25 protein-coding genes are annotated in these 23,311 nt (G+C 37.7%); 19 read left to right on the top strand and 6 right to left on the bottom strand.

Features of this window, described 5'->3' with window-relative positions; all coding sequences use genetic code 11:
- The first annotated feature begins 10 nt into the window (after nucleotides 1–10).
- From ACQV18_RS02650 to ACQV18_RS02560, 19 genes are all read left to right on the top strand, one after another.
- A complete protein-coding gene (locus ACQV18_RS02650; RefSeq protein ID WP_428872888.1) occupies nucleotides 11–1,051 on the top strand; it encodes a major capsid protein in 1,041 nt (346 codons plus the stop codon).
- 14 nt (nucleotides 1,052–1,065) lie between these two features.
- Nucleotides 1,066–1,299 (top strand): hypothetical protein, encoded by a 234-nt coding sequence (locus ACQV18_RS02645; protein ID WP_428892511.1) that lies wholly within the window; start codon nucleotides 1,066–1,068, stop codon nucleotides 1,297–1,299.
- A 7-nt stretch (nucleotides 1,300–1,306) separates the two neighbouring features.
- Nucleotides 1,307–1,654 (top strand): phage head-tail connector protein, encoded by a 348-nt coding sequence (locus ACQV18_RS02640; protein ID WP_428872891.1) that lies wholly within the window; start codon nucleotides 1,307–1,309, stop codon nucleotides 1,652–1,654.
- Nucleotides 1,651–1,962: a hypothetical protein gene (locus ACQV18_RS02635; RefSeq protein ID WP_428892510.1), complete on the top strand. Its 312-nt coding sequence runs from the start codon at nucleotides 1,651–1,653 to the stop codon at nucleotides 1,960–1,962. The genes ACQV18_RS02640 and ACQV18_RS02635 overlap by 4 nt, the downstream gene beginning before the upstream one ends.
- Nucleotides 1,955–2,320: an HK97-gp10 family putative phage morphogenesis protein gene (locus ACQV18_RS02630; protein ID WP_428892509.1), complete on the top strand. Its 366-nt coding sequence runs from the start codon at nucleotides 1,955–1,957 to the stop codon at nucleotides 2,318–2,320. Before ACQV18_RS02635 ends, ACQV18_RS02630 begins: the two co-directional genes overlap by 8 nt.
- On the top strand, nucleotides 2,320–2,712 hold the full coding sequence (locus tag ACQV18_RS02625; protein WP_428872896.1) for a hypothetical protein: 393 nt from the start codon (nucleotides 2,320–2,322) through the stop codon (nucleotides 2,710–2,712). Before ACQV18_RS02630 ends, ACQV18_RS02625 begins: the two co-directional genes overlap by 1 nt.
- A 12-nt stretch (nucleotides 2,713–2,724) precedes the next feature.
- Complete coding sequence (locus tag ACQV18_RS02620; RefSeq protein ID WP_428892508.1) at nucleotides 2,725–3,273, top strand: phage major tail protein, TP901-1 family; 549 nt, start codon at nucleotides 2,725–2,727, stop codon at nucleotides 3,271–3,273.
- Nucleotides 3,274–3,342: 69 nt separating this feature from the next.
- Entirely contained in the window at nucleotides 3,343–3,759 is a 417-nt protein-coding gene (locus ACQV18_RS02615) for a tail assembly chaperone (protein ID WP_428872899.1), read from the top strand.
- 71 nt (nucleotides 3,760–3,830) lie between these two features.
- The gene (locus tag ACQV18_RS02610; protein WP_428892507.1) at nucleotides 3,831–4,094 is read left to right on the top strand and encodes a hypothetical protein; all 264 of its coding nucleotides are present in this window, start codon (nucleotides 3,831–3,833) and stop codon (nucleotides 4,092–4,094) included.
- Nucleotides 4,094–8,449, top strand: coding sequence for a phage tail tape measure protein (locus tag ACQV18_RS02605; protein WP_428892506.1), 4,356 nt, complete (start codon nucleotides 4,094–4,096; stop codon nucleotides 8,447–8,449). The genes ACQV18_RS02610 and ACQV18_RS02605 overlap by 1 nt, the downstream gene beginning before the upstream one ends.
- Before the next feature lie 11 nt (nucleotides 8,450–8,460).
- Nucleotides 8,461–9,237 carry a distal tail protein Dit gene (locus ACQV18_RS02600; protein WP_428892505.1) on the top strand — a complete coding sequence of 259 codons (777 nt, stop codon included), beginning with the start codon at nucleotides 8,461–8,463 and terminating at the stop codon, nucleotides 9,235–9,237.
- Entirely contained in the window at nucleotides 9,234–11,903 is a 2,670-nt protein-coding gene (locus tag ACQV18_RS02595) for a phage tail spike protein (protein ID WP_428892504.1), read from the top strand. Before ACQV18_RS02600 ends, ACQV18_RS02595 begins: the two co-directional genes overlap by 4 nt.
- Nucleotides 11,900–14,392, top strand: coding sequence for a G5 domain-containing protein (locus ACQV18_RS02590; RefSeq protein WP_428892503.1), 2,493 nt, complete (start codon nucleotides 11,900–11,902; stop codon nucleotides 14,390–14,392). The genes ACQV18_RS02595 and ACQV18_RS02590 overlap by 4 nt, the downstream gene beginning before the upstream one ends.
- Before the next feature lie 10 nt (nucleotides 14,393–14,402).
- Nucleotides 14,403–16,001, top strand: coding sequence for a hypothetical protein (locus tag ACQV18_RS02585; protein WP_428892502.1), 1,599 nt, complete (start codon nucleotides 14,403–14,405; stop codon nucleotides 15,999–16,001).
- Between the two features lie 21 nt (nucleotides 16,002–16,022).
- Nucleotides 16,023–16,208, top strand: a complete 186-nt coding sequence (locus ACQV18_RS02580) for a hypothetical protein (protein WP_428872907.1) — start codon at nucleotides 16,023–16,025, stop codon at nucleotides 16,206–16,208.
- Nucleotides 16,208–16,801 (top strand): carbohydrate-binding protein, encoded by a 594-nt coding sequence (locus ACQV18_RS02575; RefSeq protein ID WP_428875963.1) that lies wholly within the window; start codon nucleotides 16,208–16,210, stop codon nucleotides 16,799–16,801. The genes ACQV18_RS02580 and ACQV18_RS02575 overlap by 1 nt, the downstream gene beginning before the upstream one ends.
- A gap of 56 nt (nucleotides 16,802–16,857) precedes the next feature.
- Nucleotides 16,858–17,145 carry a hypothetical protein gene (locus ACQV18_RS02570; RefSeq protein WP_428872910.1) on the top strand — a complete coding sequence of 96 codons (288 nt, stop codon included), beginning with the start codon at nucleotides 16,858–16,860 and terminating at the stop codon, nucleotides 17,143–17,145.
- A 2-nt stretch (nucleotides 17,146–17,147) separates the two neighbouring features.
- The gene (locus ACQV18_RS02565) at nucleotides 17,148–17,465 is read left to right on the top strand and encodes a hypothetical protein (RefSeq protein WP_428892501.1); all 318 of its coding nucleotides are present in this window, start codon (nucleotides 17,148–17,150) and stop codon (nucleotides 17,463–17,465) included.
- Nucleotides 17,458–18,915, top strand: a complete 1,458-nt coding sequence (locus ACQV18_RS02560; RefSeq protein WP_428892500.1) for a glucosaminidase domain-containing protein — start codon at nucleotides 17,458–17,460, stop codon at nucleotides 18,913–18,915. Before ACQV18_RS02565 ends, ACQV18_RS02560 begins: the two co-directional genes overlap by 8 nt.
- 128 nt (nucleotides 18,916–19,043) lie before the next feature.
- Here the strand turns inward: ACQV18_RS02560 and ACQV18_RS02555 are convergent, their stop codons facing one another.
- From ACQV18_RS02555 to ACQV18_RS02530, 6 genes are read right to left on the bottom strand one after another with little or no spacing between them, the layout of a single operon-like run.
- The gene (locus ACQV18_RS02555) at nucleotides 19,044–19,499 is read right to left on the bottom strand and encodes a helix-turn-helix domain-containing protein (protein WP_428892499.1); all 456 of its coding nucleotides are present in this window, start codon (nucleotides 19,497–19,499) and stop codon (nucleotides 19,044–19,046) included.
- Nucleotide 19,500: 1 nt separating this feature from the next.
- Complete coding sequence (locus tag ACQV18_RS02550; RefSeq protein ID WP_428872914.1) at nucleotides 19,501–20,010, bottom strand: IbrB-like domain-containing protein; 510 nt, start codon at nucleotides 20,008–20,010, stop codon at nucleotides 19,501–19,503.
- Nucleotides 19,994–21,241 carry a DUF3440 domain-containing protein gene (locus ACQV18_RS02545; protein ID WP_428892498.1) on the bottom strand — a complete coding sequence of 416 codons (1,248 nt, stop codon included), beginning with the start codon at nucleotides 21,239–21,241 and terminating at the stop codon, nucleotides 19,994–19,996. Before ACQV18_RS02545 ends, ACQV18_RS02550 begins: the two co-directional genes overlap by 17 nt.
- Before the next feature lie 7 nt (nucleotides 21,242–21,248).
- Nucleotides 21,249–22,400: an SNF2-related protein gene (locus tag ACQV18_RS02540; protein ID WP_428892497.1), complete on the bottom strand. Its 1,152-nt coding sequence runs from the start codon at nucleotides 22,398–22,400 to the stop codon at nucleotides 21,249–21,251.
- A gap of 53 nt (nucleotides 22,401–22,453) precedes the next feature.
- Nucleotides 22,454–22,825, bottom strand: a complete 372-nt coding sequence (locus ACQV18_RS02535; protein ID WP_428872918.1) for a hypothetical protein — start codon at nucleotides 22,823–22,825, stop codon at nucleotides 22,454–22,456.
- 1 nt (nucleotide 22,826) lies between these two features.
- Nucleotides 22,827–23,108 carry a hypothetical protein gene (locus ACQV18_RS02530; RefSeq protein ID WP_428892496.1) on the bottom strand — a complete coding sequence of 94 codons (282 nt, stop codon included), beginning with the start codon at nucleotides 23,106–23,108 and terminating at the stop codon, nucleotides 22,827–22,829.
- Between the last annotated feature and the right edge of the window lie 203 nt (nucleotides 23,109–23,311).

Below are 23,311 nucleotides of genomic sequence, written 5' to 3'. Positions count from 1 at the left end.
AGGAAAGTAAATGCCAGACATTTTAGATATTTTTAACAATCAGAACGTCATTGACTATGTTGCTAACAAGGAATATGACGCTCAAGCGGGGGAAGCTTTATTCCCATCCATGAAACAAGAGTCACTTGAGATGGAGTATTTGAAGGGCTCTAATGAAGCACCAGTAACAGCTTCAGTTCACGCTTTCGACACTGAATCTGAAATTGCTTCTCGTGATGGTGGTCAACTCGTTCGTGAGAAGATTGCGTTTATCAAGCGTAAAATCCAAGTGAACGAAGAATTGCTATTACGTTTAAACAGCATAAAAGAAACGTCTCCTGCTTATAAATCTATTATCGACACGATTTATAACGATATTGATAATATGGTGCGTTCGGTTAAAGTTCGCGTAGAACGTATGCGTTACGAAGCTTTAGCTACTGGGAAAGTTACGGCTAATGAGAACCACGCTAAATTTGAAGTTAACTATGGTTTCCGTTCTGATCAATTACAAACTGCGGATTGGTCACAAGAGAATGCTGACATTTTAGGAGATATTGAAAAATGGATTGATTCTCTAGTTTTGGCAACCGGTATTACACCGGGGCGTATCTTAACTACCCGTCAAGTTGTTCGCAAAATTGCTAACTCTGTTAACATCAAGAAAGCGATTCTTGGTGACTCAACCAAACGTCTATCTTTAACGGAGATTAATGACTTCATGGTGGCTCACGGTTTACCTGTTTTAGGAACTGAGGACCGCATGTATCGTGAGCAAAAAGCCGACGGAACGTATGCAATGAAGCGTTACTTGCCAGAAGGATCATTCGTATTGTTACCAAACGGGGCTTTAGGAAATACCATTTTTGGTCCTACACCTGAAGAATTACGTTTACGTCAAAACCCTGCTGTAGATTTAACGAACGTTGGGAACGTATTAGCGATGGTTTACGACGAATCAGTCGACCCAGTTGCTACCTATACCAAGGCAGTAGCTACCGCTTTACCTTCATTCCCGACAGCGGGTCAAGTGGTATCTGCTACAGTATTACCTGACTTGCCAGGAGCCTAAGAAAGGAGAATTCAGTGAAAATCAAATTTAATTTACCCTATCATGATGAAAAACTAAAACGCGATGTCAAAAAAGACGAAGTCGTTGAGATGGCTCAAACTCGAGCAGATCAAATCGTAAAAGACATCAAAGCTCAAGCGAAAAAGAACTCTAACTGGAAAGCCTATGAGGAATTTAGTTATGAGAAGATCGTAGAGTCTAAGGAAGAAACTGAACCAAAGCAAGAAGCAACTAAAACAAAGGAGTAGATGAAATATGGGGACTAACTTTTTAGAAGTCTTAAAGCGTCGTTTAGATATTGTTGACGACCTGCAAGATCAAGTCCTCCAAGACATCATCAATGATACTACCCAAGAGTTTTTACTGATAACGGGTGCTAAATTGGTACTGCCTGTCTTTAACTTTATTATTACGGATGTATCGCTTAAGCGTTATAACCGCAGAGGCAATGAGGGGATGAAGAGTACGAGTATTGAAGGGCATTCAACCACATATGAATCTCCCCTTAAAGACTTTGAGCAGTATAAAGCCTATTTACGCATCTATTATCCGGATGTAGGCGAACGACTAAATGTGAAACCCGGTGAGGTGACGTTCTATTGAGAACAAACGCAAGAGTAACCTTTTTAAAAGGAGGAGTACCCACTTACGACTTCGAGATAGGTGATTATGTCGAACAAGAGCCGATTAGAGAAACAAAGGCTTGTCATCTCTCAACACTTGGTTTAGACCGAAGTTTTAGTCTTTTTGGAGACTATAAATCGGAAGTTAAGATCATTCGTTTACTACAGCCCTACCGAAAACCTTTTGATTTAGTCGAGATTAACGGGGTTCCCCACAAGTGGGTCCACAACCGACTGGATCATAAGGTTTTTTATGTAGCGGTGGATTCGGTGAATGAAGATGGGTAAATCTAGAGTAAAACTAAACTGGCGCGGTCATGAACAACTCTTAGGTAAATTTGCAAGAATGGTCACACTTGATGATGCTAAAACCATCGTAAGAGAAAACGGAAAAAGGTTAACAAACAACATCGCAAAAGAAGCCGTCTTCGTTAAAGGCTACTCTACAGGAGAGACTAAGCGCTCTATACCTCTAGGAAGTGGATTGCGTGATGGAGATTTAACAGCTTTTGCAGGACCTACCACTGGGTGGGCAGTTTATCCAGAATATGGAACACGTTTTATGGAAGAACAACCTTATGTTAAACCCGGCTTCGAACAGACCAAATTGCAATTCATTGATGACTTGGAAAGGTTGACTAAATAATGGCAAATAACACACTTGATGATCAAGTACGAAATAAACTAGGAAGTATCGGCAAACAGTTAGGTTATAGCGTCTATCCCTCCCTTCCAAGTCTTGGTACCGATTACCCATTCATGACTTTTGGGGAGATAGCCGATTCTCCTCGTGCTACTAAAGGTCCTTTGTTAGGGGCCATTAGCGTGCGGTTACATTTTTGGGGTTCAGAATTACAAAAAAGCGAAGTGTCTTTAATGGCTGACAAAATGCGAGCGATGACTCGTAACGTCCAATTAGAGACGCTTTTTTTAATGTCAAAAATTAATGCGTCGAGGAAAAGGACACTAGCGGACAATTCAACAGGATCCACTCTTTGGCACGTTGTATTAGATCTAGAATTCACTATTCACTATTAAAGGAGAGAAAAAATGGCAAAAACAGAAATAACAGCAATTAGAGGGAAAGATAAATTCTTACTATTCCGTCTATTATCAGACGCCCAAGAAAAGAAAGCTGCTAAATTAGCATTACAAACGGTCCACGAATGGAAATATAAGCGAGACTCTAACTCTAAACCGTCAAAAGACGGTGCAGTGAATGCGACCGGCGGGCTTATTGTTGAGTTAGAAATCGAGGCAATTGCTTCTAATGACCCTGTCAACAATATGCTATTCGAGTCTGTTTTGATGGACGAGAAATTAGAAGTTTGGGAAGTTAACATGGCTTCATACAAAGAAGACTCAGACGATTACGAGATGAAATACGCTCGCGGTAACTTAAACGAATGGTCAGATCCTAATGACGTAGAAGATCTAGCTGAAATTTCTACCACAATGTCTATTGACGGTCACCCTGTCAAAGGTCGCGCTAAGTTAACAGACGAACAGAAAGCAATTATTGAGTCTCTTTACGGATTCCGTAAACCTGGAGAAGTAGTAACCGCAGAAGATGGAGAGATCCCTTCAGCAGGCGCATAACATAATACTTATGAGCGGGTACTATCCCGCTCTATTTTTTTAAGTTCAATTTAAAGGAGAGAAAACAAAATGGCAAAAAGAACTCAACCAATTAAGATCAACGATACTACCTACTTAATGACTTTCGGATTAGGTTTCTTGGAACGCTTGAATGAGAAATATCGTTTAGAGATGGATAACGGTATGTCAATGGACTTTGGTATTCATCAAGCAATGATCGAGTTGTCTAATAACAACCCGTTAACCATCGCCTATATTATCCAATTCGCAACAGCCGATAATCATAACAAACCTTCGAGAGAAGACATTGAAGATTATATCGACGAACAAACTGAAGATGACAAGTCTGAGGAGAAATTGTTCTCAGATTTTTTAGAATACTTGAAGAAAGCACCTGGGGCGGCACGTATTTTCAAGAAAGCGAAGGAAGCTCAAGCGAAACTCAAGAAAGAGGAGACTCTAGAGGAGACTCAAGAAGAGAAGTAAGAAATATCTATCGAGAGGCAATCGAACTAGCTGGATCATGTCTAGGTAAAACTCTAGACGAAGCAAGGGCGATGTCTCTTGAAGATTTTAATTTTGAGTTGGGGGCTTTCAACCAACGAAAGAAGAAGTCAGATGAACAAAGACTTTATGAAATATGGATTCAAGAAAGAGTGGTTAACGTCACTGACGATGGCGGTAAGTTTAGGTATTCAACCTTTAAAGAACTTCTCGGTGAAGATGAAAAAACTCTTAAGAAACGCCAAGTTTTCTCTGAACTTAAAGAAATTGCACGACGCAAAAAAGAATTAGAAAACTTAAGGAAGGAGGAAACTTAATGGCAGAATCTTATTCTGTTGAAGCCGTCCTGTCGCTAGTAGATAGTGGTTTCACTGCGGGAATCGCCCAAGCTAGCAAACAAGTCAAAACACTCGCAAATGATACTGTTGGTTCAGTAGGAGAAATGGGTAAAACCATGATGAAAACGGGTGCTTATATGTCCGCAGGCATTACCGCACCGTTGGCAGCAATGGGAAAAAGTATTTTTACTACTGGGCAAGAGTTTGATTCAACCTTTAATGCTGTAAAAGCCGTTTCTGAAGAGACGGGAGTCTCTTTTGAAGATTTAAGGAAACAAGCAATCAAACTAGGAGCCGACTCAATCTTCGGAGCGACTGACGTTGCTTCAGCTATGGAGATGATGGGTTCAGCAGGTTTCGGTACAAAAGAGATTTTCGACTCCATGCCAGGGGTTATTGACTTAGCCGCCGCCTCGGGCGGAAATATGGCACTTGCTGCTGAGGTTGCAGCTACAGCTCTTAACCAATTCAACTTGGACATGACACAGACCGGGCACGTAGCTGACGTGTTTGCTCAAGCTGCTGCTGCCACGAACGCTGAAATCTCAGATATGGGCGAGGCTATGAAATACGCCGGACCAGTAGCAGGGTCTTTAGGTATTTCACTTGAAGAAACAGCCGCGGCGATCGGTATTATGTCTAACGCAGGTATTAAAGGCTCTCAAGCGGGTACTACATTACGTGGAGCCTTAACGCGTTTATCTGCCCCAACTAAAAAGGCTCGACTCCTTATGGAAGACTGGGGTTGGTCTGCGTTTGACGCTTCAGGAAAAATGAAACCGTTAAATCAAATCATTCCGGAATTACGCTCGGAAATGGCAGACATGACAGACCAACAGAAACAACAAGCAATAACCACACTATTTGGACAAAACGCTATGTCTGGTATGCTCGCTTTGATTAATAGTGCGCCGGGTGAATTTGATAGCTTAACCCAATCCCTAATTCAATCGGACGGAGCGGCTCAAAAGATGGCAGACACCTTGATGGAAGGTTTGCCGGGAGCTTGGGAAACACTCGGAGGGTCCATTGAATCGGCTCAACTCGAACTTTATGACTTGATTCAAGGTCCTTTGGCTGAAATAGTAACAAGGGTCGCTGATGTTATTGATGCCTTTTCTGAGCTATCAGATGCACAACAGATGCAAATCCTAAAATGGGCAGGAATGGCCGCAGCTATCGGTCCGGTTTTAACGATCATGGGCGGCTTTGTGTCAATGGCTGCGACGGTAGCTGGTGGAATGATGAGCTTTGCAGGTGCTATAGCTAGTGTTGGTACCGGGTTTATTGGATTAGCAACCTCAAGCATAGGTGCTGTCGGCAGTTTAGGCGTGGTTCAAGGAGTTATGGGAACGTTGGGAACAACGTTTACTACCTTCTTCAACGGTTTATTCCCTAAACTAGGTACGTTGATGGCGAGCTTCACAAATATTGGACTATCTGCTACAGCTGGAACGAGTAGGGCCATAGCAGCATTGGCACAATTAGGACTTGCTATAGTAGGGCCCGTTGCTGCGATCGGTGTTTTTGCCGCAGCCGTCGGTCTTTTAGGAACAGCCTTTTATGACGAAATCATGGGAATGATAAACCTTGCTACAACTCAAGGCCCAACCATTATTAGTAATCTAGCGAATGGAATAATTAGTGCTTTGCCTCAACTAATGGCAACTGGTATAAATATTATTACTGGTTTAGCTAACGCTTTAGCAGCCAATATACCAACTATTATTCAAAAAGGTGTAGAAATCATTGTAGCGCTCGTTCAAGGAGTGCAAGCAGGCTTACCTCAAATTATCAGTGCAGCAATTAACGTTGTTACTTCTCTTGTAACTTCTTTAATATCTGCTGTACCTCAATTAATGGTAGCAGGTATGCAGTTTGTTTTGGCTTTAGTACAAGGGTTGATTCAGGCAGGCCCTCAACTGTTAGCGTCAGCACAACAGATGGTGTCCACTTTTCAAAATGGCTTGAATACAGCTTTACCTGTCGTTATTCAAACGGGTATTCAAATTATCTTATCTCTTATTCAAGGGATAACTTCTGCACTGCCAAACATACTAACTCTTGGGGTTCAATTAATTACTAGTTTCGTTCAGGCTTTAATGTCAAACCTACCTCAAGTAATTGCTGGGGGAGTTCAGATTGTATCTGCTTTAATTCAAGCAATAGCCGCCGCCATTCCTAATATCATTTCATCAGCGGGAGAGATTATAAGCTCTCTTGTAAGAGGAATTATTTCAAACTTGCCAGAAATTATGATTGCTGGGGCTAAGATTGTATTTGAGCTAATTAAAGGGTTGATATCAGCTATACCAGCTATTAATAGCGCAGTTATCGACCTTATGGCCTCAATCGGAAAAGCGATTTTCGATGGAATCATGGATCTTGGAGGGAAAATAGGCGACTGGTGGGGTAATAATATGCCGAAGTGGCTCGGAGGAGGAGCAAAAGAAGCCTCTAACGCGGTCACTACTGAATTTAAAGGGATGGCAGATGAGTCAACTTCAATAATGGATTCGATGTCCGCTTCGCTTGAATCTTCTATGCAAGAGATTACCGCGGGTATGCAATCTAATGCAGCTCAAGCGGCTAACTCTGTGCCAGGCGAATTTCAAGCAATGGAATTTAATGTCGAGGAAATCTTTAACAATTTAGATACAAATATCATTTCATCGATGCAAAACATTAAGGGTGGAACGGTTGCAGCAGCTAATACAACCACCCAAGGGGTGACAACAGCCTTTCAACCTATAGGAACACAGGGTGTAATACCCTATAACCAAATGGTTGCTAATATCCAAGGATCAATGCAAGGTCTTTCAACTACCGTTCCGGGAATGGCTCTAACAACGGCAAATGGAGTTGTACAAAGTTCTCAACAGGTTGCTTTAGCTGGACAAAACTTTCATCAATTTGGCAATGATGCGACTACTGCTATGTCAAACATGGCTTTACAAGTTCCTAACCTTGCTATGCAAGCATCAACTGGTGTTATAGATAGTGCTAACGCACTTAATTTAGCGGCTAACCCGTTTGAGGACTTTAAGAATGGTGCAACCAATGCTATGAGCCTTATGGCTACGACTGTACCTGGTCTTGCTTCTCAAGCAACGTCGGCGGTTCAAGCAAATACCTCTCAAGTAGGAACGTTTGCAGACTTCTATAGTCAATTAAGTTCTGGGGCACAAGCTTATTTAGGTGAATATGATGCTGTGGTTAATTTAATGACAGCAGAAACAGCAAACAAGGCCTTTGCTAATACAGGCGAGGTTATGTCTATGGTGGATTGGTATAACCAATTACCTTCTTGGACACAGGCCTCATTAGCTGAATACGGTGTGACTGTTGATTCGTTAACAGCGCAAACGGCACAAACGGCGGTTGCTAACTCGCAGCAAGTAGAAAACGCTGTAACACCTTATCAAAACTTTGCAAATGGGGCTACTTCTGCCATGCAAGGTCTTACACCTGCAAGTGACGCAGCAGGGCAAACAGCTACTGACGTAAACGCTAGGTCGCAAGAAGTAGAGAATGCTAAAGCTCATTACGAAGCTTTGCGTGACGCTTCTATTAGTGCTATGAACCTTATGAAAGCCCAAATTAAAATTGTCTATACATTAATTGCCCAAGATGCTAATAGCTCTTCAAGAACAATGAAATCTGATGTTACTAGCAATTTTGAATCAATGAGTTCTGATGTAAAATCGAAGATGAACTCAATGAAGAGTGCTATGCAGAATGGCTTTAACGCTATGAAAGCAAATGCTAGCTCTATGATGAGTTCAATGCAATCGGTGGTTTCAAGTGGAATGTCTAATGTCGTTTCAAGGGTCCGAAGCTCAATGTCAAGTGCAGTATCAGCTATGAATGCGGCGGCAGGTCAAGCACGATCTGCGGGTTATAACATGGGGGCAGGTTTCTATGGCGGGCTATCTTCTATGGCAGGATCGATCATAGGGTTAGCCCGATCGATTGCAAACTCAGCGGCCGCTGCGATGCGATCAGCTCTTAGAATTCATTCTCCTTCAAAGGTAACTGAAGAGATTGGTGAATTTACTGGCGAAGGTCAAATCGTTGGTATGGAGAATAAGCTCAAAGCTGTTAAACAGATGGCTACTAAGTTAGCTAACGCAGCCGTTATGGAAGCACCTAGTGTAGCCAAAGTAGCACAAACAGCTATTTCAAATCGTCGCTTCGCAGACGTCGATTCGAGTGGCTTGACTACAAACACCGCCCCAACTCGTATTACTTTAGTTATGGGTGGGCATGAATGGACAACGCACGTAAATGATATTACTAAAACACAACAAGCTGAATTAAGATTAAGTTATTAGGAGGGGATTTTATGTTGTATCAATTTATTGGACCATCTGAAGTGGGATCACTCGAATCCCCTTCAGATAACCTAGCTATTAATGGCCAATACATAGATGATATTATTCCGGGTTACCGTCAAATCTATACGGCAGGTAGGGGCTTAGTTGACCGAGAAGTCGATACGCAACCAATCCCGTTGTATGACGGAGTGTGGGTGAATTATTATCAAGACCGAGAAAGAATCATCGAGATAGGTTTTATATTAGCTGCACATAGCAATGAAGAGTTGAGAGAGTCACTCACTAAATTGAATGATTTACTCAGACAAGAAGATCTCACTTTAATTTTTGATGATGAAAAAGATTGGTACTACAATGCTATTTACACTAAAGCCTCTCTTCCTGAAGAAACAGACCTTACACTAGTAGGGTCTATTTTATTTCTGTGTCCTAAACCTAGAAAACGAAGGGTTACTATTTCAGAAAACACTAATACTATCACCGAAGAAGTATATAAACAGACTACACCAAAAACAATAATTGCTAACGTGACAAAAACAACTAACCACGTTGAAATTATTAATGGCGGTCAACGAATCGTGTTAGATGGAGCTTATGATGCCGGTAAAGATATAACGATAGACTTTAGCGGCGATGAGGTTTCTATCACTTACGAGGGACGATTAATCAATTCTGATTTAGCGCTTCATTCGGATTTGGAGTTTTTCTATATCAAGAAGGGGGACATCATAACAGGTAATGGTGTAACAATAACAAAAGTGACTTGGAGGAATGAAGCCTTATGATCTATCTATTTAATAATCAAGAGGAATTAATCAAAATCATTCCCGACAAGCTCATAAAGACAAGCTATCAAACTTTTGAGTTGACAAAAGACTCATTTGTTTATGATCGTTTAGACGTTGAAATAAAAGCTCAAGACGACCAATTAATGCAAGAAGTGGAGTATATAGCGGTGCCTAGTAGAGAGGACCGCTATAAATTTCATTTCTATTTTGTTGCTAAGAAGTCTTTAGAACATCAACTACACGCTCTTGTCGGAATTAATAAGGGGATTGAAGACCTTAGTAAAGCAATTATCGAAGATATTCGACCTAACAAGACCGATGGAAAACAGCTACTTAACCGAATATTTGAGAAGACGGATTGGTCCGTTGGGGCATATATGGGCAATGCTACAGTGACCACCAATTTTTATTATAAAACGGCGTTTGATTGTATGTTAGAGGTTTTGGCACAAACAGGACTGGAAGCTCAATTCTTTGTCGAAATTAATGGAAATAAGTTAGGTAAAAAGTATATTGATTTCAAGACTAAAGTCGGTAAATCAATAGGTAAGCGTGTTGTTTATGGACATAACGCATTACGTATTTTAAAAGAAGAAGAATCTATCGGTATAGTGACTGCTTTTTACGGGCGTGGGAATTCAATTCAAGTATCCGATGCAGGTGATGTAGGAGTAGACGGAACGGTCAATGAGACAGCTGGTTATGGAAGACGAATTACTTTTGAAGATGTTGAATGGTCAGTATCAAAAGGGGATCCAGTAGACAAACCGTTAGGTCAAAAATGGGTTCAACTTCCCGAAGCGACCAGTAAGTTCGGTATTAAAACCGCCAAAGGGAATATACCTAAGTTTGGGGTATTTGAATCGAAAACAGATGACCCGGGAGAGCTACTAAGAAGAACTTTTGAGGCTTTGCAATATGAGTCTAGACCAAAAGTTCTTTTTCAAACGACATCTAGGTATTTAACAAATACAGACATTGGTGATACCGTTCGAGTAGTAAGACACGACAAGAACTTAGATTATGAAGCTCGAGTAGTCATGATTAAGTGGGATCGTAAAGTGAACGTTGCCGTGGATATGCAAATAGGGGATGGAATCGGTGAGAGCACTCGACAATCAACGGCTAAGATCATTTCAAATGTTCAAGATTCAATTATTCCGCAATTTATTAACGACATTAAACAGATTGTGAAAGATAATGGGCTATCGATTTATCTAGACGATCAAGAACCAGAAAATCCGAGAGTAAACGATCTTTGGTTTAAACCAGACCCGCGTTATCCGGGTGAATTCATCGCTCTTCTATGGAACGGCGAGGCATGGAAAGAAATAATCAGCAACAATCTAAAAGCTGAAATTGACGAAAAATTCCAACAACTCGACCAACAATCTAAAAAATTCAATGATCAATTACAAAAAGCTAAGCAAGATTTGATTAATATCGAACTGACTCCAGGTGATTCTGCTTATGAAATAGCTGTCAAACATGGCTTTCAAGGAAGTGAGGAAGAATGGTTAGAATCTCTTGAAGGTCGCGATGGTGTAAAAGGACCACCTGGAAAAAATGGGCAACCAACATACACTTGGATAAAATACGCTGATACTCCGACAAGAGGAATGTCCGACTATCCTAAAGCGAGCACTCAATATATCGGGATTGCTGAAAACAAAGACACACCCACTCAATCATCAAACTACAATGACTATAAGTGGTCAAAGATTAAAGGTGAAGATGGCCAGAAAGGGTCTGATGGGCAAGATGGAGCGCCGGGGAAAGATGGGCTAGGAGTTGCCAGGACAGACATTAAGTACACAAAGTCAACCTCTGGTACAACAAAGCCTTCAACTGGTTGGAGTACCAATATCCCAACAGTTCCTCCAGGGCAATATCTATGGACTAAAACAACCTGGACTTATACCAATAATTCTACAGAAAGTGCTTACTCTGTTTCTCGTATTGGTCAAGATGGAAATACAGGGTCAGATGGAATTCCTGGTAAAGACGGTGTGGGTGTTTCAAGTACCGTTATTGAGTATGCAACCTCAACCTCTGGCACAACAAAGCCAACAAAGGGGTATTCAAAAAACATACCGACAGCGAAGCAAGGAGATTATATATGGACTAGAACTACTTGGAAATATACAGACGGAACTGTTGAACATGGTTATTCAGTGGCCAGGATCGGTACTGATGGCAGGGAAGGTGTGGACGGCCAAACGTTATACACCTGGATCAAATATGCTGATACAGCTAGTGGTAGGGGTATGAGTGATGACCCTACTGGAAAGAAATTCATAGGGATAGCTTATAATAAGACAACTCCAACAAAATCTGGCAACCCTAGGGATTATTCTTGGTCAGCTATGTATGATTTAGAAGCTCTGGAAGACATTACATTGAAGTTAAAAGGATTATCGGAACAAGCCGAAATATTGGTTGATATTTCTGGTAATGACCAAGAGATGATTTTCTCAGACAATCGACTGGATACAGAAATAAACGGTGATGACTGGGCTTTCTTACTTGAAGATAGAACCAAAGAACTAACTCATAATGGTTCTGGTTTTGATGTCACTCAAGATTATCATTTCAGAACAATTGCCAAGTATGTACCAAGAGTGAGCAGTCAAGTGAGAGTAGAATTTGAGGTGATAGAATGACAATAAAACCAGTAAACTTTAGCCTAGTTCCCAAGAATGAAAGATATCCTAGTCATATCAAAAGCAATGTGACTGATGATTTTACAATTGACACCTTGTACCACGGTTTATTCTCAGAGTATGAATTAAACATAACTTCTGATTGGTATGAGAACGTTACTAAAAAACTAGAAGATTTTAATTTAATAGTTAACCCTAAAACTAAAACAACAAACACATCATATCTAGCAAGCACAAAAACAACAAAAGCTCCTTTAGAATTGGGGGAAACCTATATCGTTTTAGTTGAAGGAGATTTTGAAGGGTATAACGAAATTGGTGTGTGGTTAAATGAAGGGACTTATAAAGCTGTTTTTCTTAAAAACCTTGGTGGGTCAATGTGGTATGGCGAATTTTTTATTTATACCCATTGGAAAATACAAAAAGAAAAAGATATAAGGATATATAACTATCCAGCTTCTGTAACGCCCAAAAAAAATAATGTAACTTATTTTGGTTTATTCAAAAAAAATGACCTTCTGGAAGTTGAATTGATAACTAGAAAAGGCAGATTAACAATCGAAGTTGAAGAAACAAAACCCAAAAACTTTGTTAAAAATAGTCATATCCCTTACAACAAAGAAAAAATGTATGGTTGGCAAAAATACATGGAAGAAAAAACGATTGATGAAGAAGGGATAATAGAGCTAGGTAAAGGCGGCACTTTCACTGTTTCTGGATACATTGATAATACCTATCAATCAAATGGACAGGTTTCAATAATGCTAATGATAGTGTATGACACGGAAGATTTTGAATATATTCAATTCAAAACGTCAGAAGGTTTTAGTTTTGGAGAAAAGGGGATATACAAAAATACGTTTACAACTTCTCCCATTAAAAATATTAAAAAAGCATATATGAGTATGAGACATGACAGCGGAGAGGTTACAAAAATTTCGTACCCATACGCTGACAGAATAATGTTCAATAAAGGGGAATACATTCCTTATATACCAAATAAAGATGATATTCTGGTTCCAAACAATGGGAAAAGTGAAATTATTGTACAGCAAGGATATTTAGATTATAACGGTAGGAATTTATTAATAAACGGCAGAATTGAAAAAACCTATGAAACAATAGGTTGGCAATATTATGTAAATTCAATTGAAATAAGTAGGCATGGTCTGTATTTATTAAATAAAGGTGGAAATTTTAGAATTTCTGGAAAAATTAAAAATGATTTCAAGTCAAATGTAAAAGTTGGTCTCATGTTCATGGTCTGGTATACCGACAGAACCTATGAACAAAGTCACAATCATGATAAGAATATACTCCCCGGAGAAGAAGGAGTCTTCATACATGATTTCAATTTTAAGCCGAGCAAAGAGGTTGAAAGGTACGAAATAGCTATAAGAAATAACGGTGGTTCAGTTAGTGATATTTCTTATTCTAAAGTATCAAAATTAAAACTTGAGAAGGTAGAAACCTTTGGTCAACCTTATGATTATTCTATGGCTCCAGAAGAAATGATGACAAACCTTGACGGTGAATTCCAAAATAATTTAATCACTAAAGAAGTTAAGTATCATGATGTTCCTTATGTATTTAATGTTTATAAAGAATATTTCCATCTCAGTGAATATTTTAGAAAAATCATTAACAATCAAACGCCAAACCAAAAACAAAAAGTTATTCTTGAATACAAGCCTGCTACTTGGGAAGAAGTGAAACGGGTTTTATCATTGCCTTATTCAAGAACAACAGTTAACGATAATAACAGAAGACCTAGCGACTCTTATTTAAGGTCTAGTGGAACAAACGGTTCTAAAGAGGCAATTCATTATGTAGAAAAAATTGATGGGTCAATAACTCGAGGAAAAACAAAAACAACTGAGATTATAACAAAACAACCAGTCAACGAAATCTATATTCAAGGTACGGCCACCGTTGAATGGAAACGCGAAGTATATAAGACTGAGCCTATTCCTTATTCAAATATTAATCGAAACACAAATACAATGTATATCGGAGAAACCAGAATTTCGCAATCAGGAATAACTGGTGTTCGCTCTTATTATCGTGAAGTCGAATATTTGAATGGCAGCAAAACAACCAACTACAGAAATATTGATACCTCTGGGACTATCACAAAATCAAAAAGAGACCAGATAACTTTGGTTGGAACTAAACCAAGAGAAGCAACCATAACTTTCAACAACAAATTCATTTTTAAAACTAAACTATACGAATGGCAAGGGTACTCACCAATAACTATAAATGTTGAGAGTGATTTCTTAATAGGGAAAGATATAATATCTGTAAGATTTGATGGCAAAACATATATACCAAATAATGGCAAATGGATAATGCACAAAGAGATATATTCAATAGGTGGTCAAGAATTATTAGTCAATTATAACTCACTATCAGCAGCAAGAAATGATGGCTTGTTTAACGGAGTAGACTCCCACTTCGCAGACATTGAAGTTAAGTATAGAATTTAGGAGGTGAATTATGTTCCAAATAAAATCAAAAAATAAAGTAATCTCTCCTAAAATTAAAGATTTAGAAGATGGAAAAAAGCTATTAAGTTTTGATTTCTCCCCAACTTCAGCAGACCAGTCGATAGAGCTTATACATGAAGATGTTTTAGACGGCTCTGCCTATGGTCACATAGGAGATTATTATTTAGAACAAACAATGTTATGGACTGGAGATCCTAATAAACCTTATGAAAAGAACACCTCAGAAGCTTCAAGGTTGAGAGCTATTTTTGATAATTTGAATAACATATCTTTAGCTATGCAAGACCCAGCAAATGGCTATGGAAAATTTCAAATTAATGCGAATGGTATTCTAACTGAATTTCTCAATGCTGACGGTTCTTTGAAAACAAGCACCTTAACAACGGCAGGAAAAATAATTAATTTAATTCAAGGCGAAACTTCAAAAACGGTTCAGCAAATGAGCAAAAGTATTTATAATGTCACAGTTAGCAAAGAAGATATTATAAATGAAATCAATGTCCAAGCAGGTTCAACTATTTTTAGTTCTAAGAACTCGTCTGGCAAGAATATTCTCAGAATAACTCCTGAAACAACCTATATCCAAGACGCAACAATCAAAAACGCTATGATTGCTGATGCGGCCATTAATACAGCAAAAATAGGCACTATTGATGCTTTAACAGCTAATATTATCAATATTAATGCTAAGAATATAACAGGCCAAGAAGCCAACCTTATACAAGCCATGTTTAATGGGAAACACAGCATGACGAAAATTGATTCAAACGGCATGAAGGTATTAAAAACTATCGGGTCGAATGAAATTTCAACAGAATTTGTTGCTGACGGCATTCGCGTTTATGGCAATCGAAATAATGTTAATAAATGGATAGGGGCTTTGTCTTATTCAGCAGGTGGAGATTTTGCATTAGCAGGAAAAAGTGGAGCAAATCTTATTCTTGGTTATTCAACAGGTGCCGATAACAGTTATTTACAATCTTTAGCCGTTCACGGTTCGTTAGGAGACGTGAGATTGTATCGGCCTATATTACATGGAGACAGGCCACAGGGATTTCGTTTGGACAATTATTACAATGACACCGTTATTGAAGATGTTATGAGTGGTGGTGCTATCAGATGGAAATACAGCAATGGGTCTGATAAAGGATATTTCTATATTTACGAGCCCACCTCTAATAAATGGATTTGTATAAATACCAATCTACAAAATCTAGCGTCAAGACTGGCCAATCTTGAAAGAACTGTTAAAACATTACAAAGCTCTATAAGAAATATTGATAGTGGCGCAAATACAGGTGGAACGGTCAATCCAGGCAGCAGTGACACAGGTGGTGAAACGGGATCTGGCAGCAAAATTTATGTAGGTGCCAAGATTAAGTTAAATTCATCAACGATTTATAATCAAGACGGATATAGATTGACGGTTGATCCAGCCTATAGAAACCTCACCTACAAAGTCTTATATAAAGCTACCTGGAACACCCCTGCACCTTATAGGTGCCACAGAGTGTACAATGACGGCAGCGTAGAAACAAGTTATTCAGAGTTTTGGGTAAATGACGATATCGCCTATGTAGTAAATTAATAATATGGAAGGGATTTTAATATGAGTGAACAAACAATAACAATAAAAGATGTAGCCGTGAGTAACGTAATCGAAGATCTTACAAGACAAATCGCTATATTAAAAGTGAATAATGAAGTCTTACGTCTTAATCTAGAAAATTATCAAAATAAAGAAGCTGAAGAGTTGAATAAGGCAGCAACAAAAAACAAAAAGGAGGTTAAGTAATGTTTGAAGTATCGGTTAAATATCCCGTTTTTAAGAGTGACAATATGCAAGAAATCGAGAAAACAATAGCGACTATTACATGTAAACATTCAAAGGGAATAGATACAATTACTAAAGAACTTGAAGGGAACTTCATGAACTCAGAAGACAATGAAGTTGTCAAACGTGTCTTAGATGTTTTCTTTGAAGAAAATTTCAAAGAAAAAAAGGCTGAAAATGACATAGAAAACTTGAACACGAAAATTAAAAATCAGACAAAAGAGATAGAAGATATCAAAACTTATTTGGATAAGGTAAAGTCTGTGTCTGAGGTAATAATGAAGACAGTGGTCTTTGCAAAAGATTTAAACGAAGAACAAAAAGAGATTATTTTTAATTCTTATGATGGCTTTGAAATTGGCAAAAAGTATGATCAGGGGGATGTCTTTAAGTTTGACGGTAAATTGTATGAAGTATTGCAAAATCACATTTCCCAATCCGATTGGTTTCCAGAAGACACTCCATCACTTTACAAAGAAGTTTTGAATATAAAGGATAAAGTCCCAATCGAAGACCTTGAAAATGCTGAAACAACAGAGGAAGAAGTAGAATAGTAGATAAAATTAGTGGTTGTGATTAAGTGAATAGAATAAATCGAGAGGAGTAACATATGTGGGTTAAGGAAATGGCTTATTTCATAAAAGAATGGTGGTTTCTTATTTCAGTTCTTACAGGAATGTTTGTTGGTGCGTACAAGGGTGTTAATCTCATAAATGACACACTAAAAGACATTAAATACGAACTGAAAATTTGGAACTCGCGAATGGATCAATCAGAAAAAGACCGCCTAAATATTCATGCCAAGTTAAAAGAACATGAAGTCCGTATCGGAAAAAATGAAGATGACATTATAAAACATGACGAACGTATCAAAATTATTTCTAACAGGAGGAACTAACAATGGATCAAATCACACAATCATTATCAAATTTAGACGGGGCAGCAATTGCTGTCCTTTTAATTTGCTCGGTAATTATCGCAACGTTAACAGAATTGATTAAAGTTTTTGATGTGAATTCTCGTTTAAGTTCTAATCTTATACGTGTGATCACTTTATTAATCGGTCAAACAATGGCAATAATCTTTGCATGGATTTTAGGGCAAGATTGGACGTTATACACCTTTATTGGGTTAGCAGCAGCGATCATGTCAACTGGCATTTACGAATGGTCTAACAAGTTTGTCAATAGTTTATTTAAGGGGATCTCAAATGAATAGAAAAGATTTTATCGAGCAAATCGCAGGACTGGTTGAAAAATATTCCAGTCCTATTTTTAATTCGGTTAGAATAGCTCAAGCTTGCCTGGAGTCTAACTTTGGCCAATCTGATTTAGCTAAAAATGGTAAAAATTTATTTGGAATTAAGGCAAGCTATCCTTGGGCGGGAGAATTATATACAAAGATTACCAAAGAAGAAGTTACTGGAAAACTAATTAAAGTTCCGGGGGATTTTAGGAAGTATGCTTCTTGGGAGTTGTCAGTAAAGGATCATGCAAGTTTCTTTACATCTACAGACTATCGCAAAAACGTCGCATACAAAGATGTTTTAAGTGCCAAGACACCCGAACAGCAGGCAAGAGCTTTAACGGGTACGTATGCGACAGATTCAACTTATGGAGCAAAACTAATTAATTTAATCAATGAATATGATTTGAAGCAGTATGATAAGGAGGATAAAAAGATGCTAACTTTTCAACAATGTGCCGATATTCTAGGGCTTAAAATCAAGAAACAACTAGCCCCAGTTAAACCTAGAGTAAACTGTTTTGGACGAATGAATGATAATAAATATGGTATAACAACTCACAACACTGGCAATGTTGACCCTCGGGCTACTGCTCAAATGCACGCTAACTTACAATCAAGAGTATACGGTGCTTCGTGGCATTGGCAAGTGGACGACAAAGAAGCTATCCAATCATTTGAAGACGATGTTTCATGTTGGCATGCTTCAGACGGAAAAGGCCCTGGAAATATGAGAACTATTGCCTTTGAAGGGTGTATCAACCGTGGAGGAAATTATAAAAAAGCGATGGACAACATGGCTAAGTTATCAGCTATCTACTGCTATTTAAAGAATTGGGATCCCTTATTGATGATTAAACAACATTATGATTATGCCCCTAATAAAAAGAACTGCCCAGCACAAATTAGAGCAGGTAAAGAAGGTATTAATTGGTCTGTTTACTTATCGATGATTGTTAACCACATTAATACCTTACGTGGCACATCTAAATACAACCCTAAAGGATTAGATACCTTTGAAGTCAAAGGCTATACAAGCCCTAAATTGCCATTTAAAGAGTTAAAAGTAGGTGACATGGTAACCATTGAAAATGGCGGCAAATGGTACGATCCACAAAAAGAGGTGGAAATGAAACCATCTATTAATGTCACTGGGAAGCGAGCTAAGATTAAGCAAGTTAAGGACATTAAAGACGTTTCTCATTCAAAAGTAGCTTATCTACTTGAGGATTTTAATTCTTGGATTCTTGAAGAACATATTAAAGAAGCTAAAATTGACTGGGTCAAAGTGGAAGATACTGAAATCAATAAAGATGACCGTGTTGAACCTGAAATCGATAAGAACGTAGATAAAGAATTTTATGAAGTAAAAGACGGTCAATTCTATCTAGACGGTGTATTGTATGAAATCAAAAAAGCTTAAAGGGTTGATAGGTTTCATCATAACGGTTATAGGACTTTATGTAGCTTTCAAGACTCTAATAAATTAAATTCAAAAGATTCTCAAAAGAAAAACTCCCCACTTCCTAATTGGAGGTGGGGTTATTTTTATTATTCTGGGAAAGGTGGATTCCCGTTCTTCACGTTATCAAGTGAAGTTGAAAGGGAAGAAATGATATTATCTAAAACTTTATCTAAATTTATCTCTTTTTCTTCTTCTAATCGATTAAAAGTGAATGGATTCACTTTAACATCGTTTTTATCTAGCTCCATCAACAGACTTTTTATAATTATTTCTTTCTTAACATTTCTATAATTGTGCTGATTGAGTAAACTTCTAAGTCCATTCAATTTATCTTTTGATAATTCGATCGATAATAAATCGTCTGCTACTTCTCCAACTGTTTTACCGACCATGTTCGCTATTGCTAATAACTGCTTCCCTGTATATTGAGCAAAAGTTTTTTTGTTAACATCGTTCCAGGTCGATTCACGAATATTGCTAACTTGCGCCAATTGGTACCTTGTGATGTTGTGCTCTGAAAGATAAGTGTCTAATAACTCCATTTTATTCCTCCGACATGCTGAATTTGTTATTAATAAACAGTTTAGCAAGACCGCTAACCTGTTTCAACCTCAACAATTCGTCTGCATCCATTCCAATATTTTTCATAATCCACTGGTCGGACATGCCACTTTCTACTAATTCTGAAACGATATTTGTCATCAATTCAATAGAGTGACTTCCTCTTGCGCGATTATGTCGGATAGTCGATGCCATTCTGTCAGAAATTGGTTTGTCAATGACAGAGATTGGTAAATGCCCATCTTCGCGATCATAAATATCTTTGTGATTAAGCATAGTGGTATAACGATGATAACCGTCAACGATCTCATATTTATCAATATCTTCAAGATAATAACAAACAATCGGCATCGTGTAGCCATCTTCTTTGATAGATTGATACAATAATTTCATTTCTGGAGGTGCAACGTTATTGGGATTGTAGGAGTTGGCTTGAATCTTCTCAATCGGTACACGTTTAATGTTATAAACGGGACTACAATATTTTTGCATATTTCTTCACGGCCTCTTTTCTTTTTTGCATTTCTTTTTTAGTTTGGCTAAATCCCATATATTTACATAAGTGGTCGTTTTTCATAATGCAGATACACATGCGCTTATAGGTTGGTATTTCTTTAAAATCTGAACTGTCAATATCATCCAAATATTCTAACTTAACCGCTTTTTTATCGGTTTTATATCCGTGCGTGCCAATCTCGTATTTGATGCCGAGGTCATCTAATTCCTTGATGGTTTCGTCGGACAATACACCACCTTTTTCTCTCCAAAATTTTATTGAGGTTTCTAGTTTAGATAAGTAGTTTTCTTTTGTCTCTAAAGGGAGTGTGTCTAAAAGAAACTCCATGTATTGCTTCCACGTAAAATGAGCTGGCTTTTTTATGTTTTTCCACCCCATAGCAGTTGTACCACCGTAAAGACCCGTAAAATTAACACCGTTCACTCTGCTAATTAATTTGCCCCATGTATGCGGCTCGATAACCTTATACAGTTTTAAGGATTCTTGAGCAGCCGATAAGAAAGGGCTAGCGACACGCATTGAGTCGATGGGAACACCTGCATAATAATACAAGTCGTATAATTCGTTATAATCAAACTCGAATTTTGCATTAGCTGTCCATATATCCTCAGTCGTCCAATCGTAAATAGGATAAAAATTAAAAATATTATCGGCTATCTTCTTACTGTATTTTTTATTTTTATAATAAGTGATACGTTCTTTATGAATGGCACGCCAACGATGCAAGCTTTCTTGTGTTCGAATACCGACTAAGACAGCTGTCTTTTCTGCATCTTCTTTGTCGTGTATCCATTGTGATATGCGTTCTTGAAAATCATAGTCCCACATATTTTCATTATAAAAAGGAAAATCATCTTTTGTTAAGGCGTAATCTGGTATATCTCGCACCCATATTTCCTTTTTAGTTGCTTCCCACGGTCTCCAAAATGATTGAAACATGCTTGTTGAAGTGGTGACTTTAAAAGGCACGCAAACGTGATAAATGTTGAGATAATCTTTGTATTTTTTATATATTTGTTCGACATAGTTTGTTGTCGCATCATACTGTGCCTCATAATCGAGGTGGAGGACACCAATCTTTCTATTTAACTTATTTTCTTGTAAATATTTAATGCAAAGGTTTAATAGTACCCCACTATCCTTGCCACCAGAAAACGAAACATAGACATTATCAAAATGAGTCATGATATATTCGATGCGTTTCATACTCGCCTCATATACATTCAAAACGGTCATCTCCTAACTTTTCGATAATTAAGTCGTGCAAAGTCTTTTTCTTGCTAATGTTTTCTTTGATCATGGTATAAATCCCATAATTAGACTCGAAGTAGGTATATTCAATATCTTTAGTTTGTCCCAACCTTTTTATACGGTATAAGGCCTGCTCAACCTTGCTGTAATCGAAAGAAATAGAACTAAACATCACCCGATTACAAAATTGTAGATTGTGGCCAAAGGCACCAATTCCGGACATAATAAAAAGAGGCTGATTGTCCTTTTTAAATTCGTTGAGAATTGTGTCTCTATTCTTGATACCACCATGTATCACATAACCACCTACTAAATTATGTAATGTTTCTATTTCGTGCCTAAAATTACAAAACACAACACACTGTCCTTTAATATGTTTTGCGATTTCGTTGAGACGGTGATCGTCATTAAAAATGATAACCTCCATATTCCTTAATGCCTTAACGATATAATCTTCCCCCAGCGCTAAATTCTCAAGCAAAGTGTTTTTAGCGAGTTGATACTGTCTATCGACAGCACCTTGAATTTGGATAGAATGATTCGTTTCTTTTAATTTAAAATCTAGATCCACATAAAAAGTATAAGGTTCAATTAGTCGTTTTAAATAATCGACATTAACCTTGCTAAATTTATAAAATTCTTTCGGCTTTTCGTTTTTGCGTTTGTATTTAACGTGAGTAAAGAACGTTTTTAAGAAATCTTTACGGGTCATTTTTAAGATTCGGGGACTTAAAAATTCCATTTGATTATACAAGTCCCACTCATCTTTACTAATCGGTGTGCCGTTTAAAATCAATCGATAGTCTGACAAGTCTCTGATTTTTATCATTCGTTGAAATGTTTTAGACTGATCATTTTTGATAAACATAGACTCGTCTGCAATAACCATGCACCTTTTATCCTGCATTTTTTCTAATAATTTCATATACCGATTATCACTCATTGAGACCCCTTGATACGACTCAATTAAATAATCTTTTAATAAGCCCCATTTATCTATCTCCTCTAAAAGATTTGTTTTTAGAGCGTGGGGGACAATAAAAACGATTAAATCTGCGTCGGTGGAATTTGCCAGTTCAATTGCAACTCGTGTTTTCCCCGTTCCTTGCTTCATAAACAAAGCGCCTACCTTTAAACGGTTAAATTTAAGGTAGGCCTCGTGTTGTGCTATTGTTTGATTAATGATTCATCTACCTCCACACGTGCATTAATTTTAACTGGTTCAGAAACCTCCAAATAATAATCTGAGGAATTATTGTTGACCTGCGATGAAGCAAATGCTTTTTCCATATCTTCAACGGTGGCCGTTAGTTCTTTTAATATCTGTCGACGTTTGCCATATTTAAATAACTTAAATTCCCATGTTTCGGTGTAACTTAAAGACTTCCAATATCCTTTACCACCATGGTCGCGTATTAATTTTTCAGGATGCCAAAAGCTAAACCCTTTAAATTCAGAAGATTTGGGCATCGCGATTAAAACCGCTTTGCCCGTATCTACTTTAATATTTTGTGCGTTGATGGTGAATGATTTCCACATTTTATAATAACTCCTCGCGTTTAATGAGAGACCCCATTTCCAACGCTTTTGCGATTGCTTTTTCAATTTCGTTATCATTGTTTTTTCTACTGTCGACACGATATTCATTTGTGTAAACTCCGTAAAAATCTTCGTATGCGTATATGTCATAAAGATTGCCTGTGTCGTTCATTTTTAATGGGGATCCAAACTCGTCTATAATTGTATAACTTATGTCATGTTTTGCTGTTTTTAATTCTTCCAATAATTCTGCTGCCTTTTTATTCATTTCAAATTGTGTCATTTCAATTACCTCTTTCTTTTTTTGTATTTCTTAACTGTCTTTATTATACTACGATTAATCGGAGTAGTCAATACTTTTTACAATAAAAGTTGTAATTATTTTAAAAACTTTATGAGATAAAAAAGGGGCAAAAAAGGGGCAGAAAGTATATAGTAGTGTATATATTTATATGTTCTAAATAAACATAAACGTTTTAATAGAGC

Origin of the sequence: Facklamia sp. P9177, from assembly GCF_050409585.1 — a bacterium.
Taxonomy (GTDB): Bacteria; Bacillota; Bacilli; order Lactobacillales; family Aerococcaceae; genus Facklamia.
This window is presented reverse-complemented; position numbering and strand designations above follow the sequence as displayed.